This is a genomic window from Deferribacterota bacterium, from assembly GCA_034189185.1.
Lineage (GTDB): Bacteria > Chrysiogenota > Deferribacteres > Deferribacterales > UBA228 > UBA228.
In genome coordinates this window covers 1-4,275 of the sequence record JAXHVM010000155.1, presented here as the reverse complement: position 1 = coordinate 4,275, position 4,275 = coordinate 1, and the positions used below count along the sequence as shown (strand labels likewise).

3 protein-coding genes are annotated in these 4,275 nt (G+C 31.4%); all 3 read right to left on the bottom strand.

Annotated features, from left to right (window positions below):
* Window positions 1-151 precede the first annotated feature (151 nt).
* Window positions 152-1,060, bottom strand: a complete 909-nt coding sequence (locus SVN78_08880) for a LysM peptidoglycan-binding domain-containing protein (GenBank protein ID MDY6821718.1) — start codon at window positions 1,058-1,060, stop codon at window positions 152-154.
* Window positions 1,061-1,145: 85 nt separating this feature from the next.
* Window positions 1,146-2,918, bottom strand: coding sequence for an aspartate--tRNA ligase (gene aspS / locus SVN78_08875; protein MDY6821717.1), 1,773 nt, complete (start codon window positions 2,916-2,918; stop codon window positions 1,146-1,148).
* On the bottom strand, window positions 2,899-4,188 hold the full coding sequence (hisS, locus tag SVN78_08870; protein ID MDY6821716.1) for a histidine--tRNA ligase: 1,290 nt from the start codon (window positions 4,186-4,188) through the stop codon (window positions 2,899-2,901). The genes aspS and hisS overlap by 20 nt, the downstream gene beginning before the upstream one ends.
* Window positions 4,189-4,275 lie beyond the last annotated feature (87 nt).

Sequence of the window (4,275 nt, the reverse complement as noted above, 5' to 3'; positions counted from 1 at the left end):
ATTTTTCAACACATATTTTGAATATTCTACCCATTTAACAATTTATTTACTTAAAATTATGATTTCTAATACATTTATTTCTTTGCAAAAAAAGGCTCCCTCTTTAGGGAGCCTTTATCACTATTATATAATTTCCTATAACATTGTTTAATTATTTACCATCAAACAATGACCATGGACCTCTCGTCTTAGCTTTTCTTATTGCCCTATCTTTTTCACTGCTAGTATAATCTTCTTCAATCTTAAATATTTGCCCTGGATATATCAAATCAGGATCTTTTATCTTGGCTTTATTTGCCCAGTATATCAATGGCCACATAAATGGATTTAGATACTCTTTTTCAGATATCCTCCAAAGACAATCGCCTTTTTTAACTTTATACTCTCTTGCCTCAGCAGTAGCCATTACTTTTTCAGGTTTTTCAGCTTTTACAACAGCTGTTCCTGCTGCCAATGCTTCTTTTGTCCTATTTAACATTGAAACCAATTCACTCATTGCAGTTTGTGCTTCATCACAACTACATTCTTGTAAATACCCCTCTACTTCATTATACCTATCCATTAACATGTCTAAATCATTTACTTTACCAGCTTCTATAAGATCTTTTTTGATTGTAAGAATTTCATCATTAATCTCTGATAATCTTGATTTAATTGTGTTGCATTTTCTCGATGCATTAAGAGCTATGTTTTTCGCTTCATTAGCTTTGCCTTGAGCATACACTAATTTAGACTCTACCTTTCTATAGAGTTCATCCTGTGGAATACAATCTTTCTCCTCTTTACTGACATCTTTTACTGACTCTGCACTTTCAGCTACAGATTTTGCTATTGGGTTGGGTGAACATACATTTGCAGTCTTCAATAACTCTTCAGCTTCTTTATAAGCTTTTTCAGCTTCCCTAAACTCCTTTTTTGCACATGCCTCAGCTCCAGCGCGCCTTGCTGCTTCTAGTGCTGCTTTAGTATCAGCAAACTTTTCAATTGGAGCCCTTGCACAAGAGTAGATAAACGTTGCAACAACAAGCATCATTACCACACACTTAAAAACTTTCCCCATTTCTAAACCTCCTTTTTTATTTAATACAATATTATTCACTTTTGATTATATATTAGCTTATAAGTTTTTTTTAGTCAACAAAACTTTATAAATCAAGCTTAATATTTAGTTCTTTTAATTGTTTTTCATCAACCTCAGATGGGGCTGAAGTCATTAAACATACAGCTTTCTGCGTTTTAGGGAAGGCTATGACATCTCTAATTGAATCAGAATGTGTTAAAATCGCAGTTATCCTATCTAAACCAAAAGCTATCCCGCCGTGTGGCGGTGTACCATATTTCAAAGCATCAATAAAGAAACCAAATTTTCTCTTTATGTCCTCATCACTTAAACCAAGTGTTTCAAACATCTTGTTTTGAATATCACTTCTATGAATCCTTATGCTACCACCGCCAATTTCAACACCATTCATCACCAAATCATAAGCCTTTGCCCTTATTTTAGATGGATCTTTATCAAAATACTCTAAATCCTCATCTAGAGGTGATGTAAAAGGGTGGTGCATTGCCTCGTATCTTCCCTCGTCTTTATTATATTCAAATAGAGGAAAATCAAGCACCCATATAAAAGCATATTCATTATCCTTGATCAAAGATTTTCTTTTAGCAAAATCAATACGAATCTTTGAAAGGGCTAGATTAACTAAACCCTTTTCCCCTGCCATAATAAAAATAATATCACCTTCTTTGCCGCCAAAGATATCAACTATTTTCTCTATAATATTGTCTCCTAAATATTTTGAGAGGGGAGAAGATATGCCTTTGTTTGTAATCCTTATATAAGCAATACCACTACCACCCATAGATAACACTAAATTATTTATATTATCTATATCTTTTCTGCTAAAATTTGCGCCTTCTAGATTTATTCCCCTAACAGTACCACCCTCTTCTACAGCTCTTTTAAAAGTATTATAGTTACAATCTTTTACAATATCATCTAAAGTTTTTAAATATAAACCAAATCGTACATCTGGTGCATCAGTACCATATTTATCTATAGCTTCTTCGTATGTTATTCGTGGAAAGGGCAAATCTACATCTATATTAAAAACTTTTTTTAATACCTCTTTAAACATCTTTTCTAATAATTGCAAGAGATCTTCTCTATCTATAAAAGACATCTCCATATCCAACTGTGTAAACTCTGGTTGTCTATCTGCTCTTAAGTCTTCATCCCTAAAACATCGCACTATTTGATAATATTTATCGAACCCAGATATCATTAATAATTGCTTAAAGATTTGAGGAGACTGCGGCAGTGCATAAAATTTACCAGGATTTACTCTACTTGGAACCAAGTAATCTCTTGCACCCTCCGGTGTACTTTTAGCTAAAAAAGGTGTTTCTACATCAATAAAACCATTATTGTGTAAAAATTCTCTAATTGAATAAGTTAATTTATCTCTAATTATTATATTGTTTTGCATCCTTTGCCTTCTTAAATCAAGATACCTATATTTAAGCCTTATCTCTTCACCAACATTTGTTTTATCTTCCAATATAAAAGGAGGTACTTGGGAATCATTAAGAATTTTTAGTTGTTCTCCATTTATCTCAACAAAACCCGTTTTAATTTTAGGATTTATAGTGCCTTCTGGCCTTTCTCTGACCACTCCCTTAACAGCTATTACATATTCATTTCTTATTTGCCCTGCCAAAGCAAAGTTATCTTTATTTTCAGGACTAAATACAACTTGCACTAAACCTGTTCTATCCCTTAAATCTAAAAATATAACACCACCATGATCTCTTCTTTTGTGAACCCATCCCATTAATACAACATTTTTATTAATATGATCCTTATTTATCTCACCACAATAATTTGTTCTTTTCCAATCACCTAACAATGTTAACAATTTTTCCCTCCATATTTCTCTTTAAATAAGAGAGCAAATTATTTTTTTCTATTTTTACTTGCTCCCCACTAGTCATATTTTTCAATGTATAATATTCAAAATTTAACTCATCTTCACCTATCACAACTGCATAATCCACATTAAGCTTATTGGCCATTTTAAACTGGCTTTTAATACTAACCATATCATAATCAATTGAGGTTGGTATACCACCCTGCCTTAAGTTTTGCGCTAATTCAACAGCATGTTTTATAAATTCTGACCTCTGGTATATCACAAATACTAAAAACTCTTTCTCAGTATACATACCACACTCTTTTAGTAAATCTACCAATCTATCAATACCAATTGCAAAACCTATCCCAGCAATATCTGGACCTCCCATATTTTTAATTAGTCCATCATATCTACCACCTGCTCCAATTGCAATAGGTGCTCCAGCAAAATCACTAATCACTTCAAATGCCGTATTAGTATAATAATCAAGTCCACGAACTAATCTAGGATTAATCTTATAACTAACATTATAAAGCTCAAGATTTTGTAATAAATCATCAAAATGCATTTTACAACTTGGGCAATAATAATCCATTATATTAGGTGCATTTTTTAAAATCTCCTTGCATCTATCATTCTTACAATCAAACACCCTTAGAGGATTTAACTTAATTTTGTTAATACAATTTTCGCATAGATGAAATTTTCTTGTTTCTAAATATTTATTCAATTCATTTATATACACTTTCCTACAATCTAAACATCCAACAGAATTAATTTCTATATTATAATTTATCATATTGCTAAATTGTTCGAAAAAATCAGAGATTAGTTTTATAACCTCAGCATCCAAAAGAGGAGATCTACTACCAATTGCTTCTACGCCAGCCTGAAAAAATTGTCTAAATCTACCTTTTTGTGGTTTTTCTCTCCTAAACATTGGACCATAATAATAAAATTTATGTATTTTATTCTCATTATAGAGATTGTTCTCAATAAAAAATCTAACCACTGATGCCGTTCCCTCTGGCCTTAAAGCAAGGCGACAGCCATCTTTATCAATAAAGGAAAACATCTCTTTCTCAACAATATCCGATGAATCACCTAGCCCTTTTTTAAAAACTTCTATCTTTTCTAAAACTGGCAGCTTAACTTCCTCATAATTATAATTCTTTAATAGTTTAAATATTTTATGTTCTATTAAATTCCAATAAGGGATATCCTTTCCCCATATATCTCTAAAACCTTTTACTTTCTTAAATCCTTGATTCATAATTAATCTCTATCAATATTTTCCCAAAAGATTTGTTAACATATTAACTATATCTTCTAATTTTATTAATTTTATATTTATGACAAG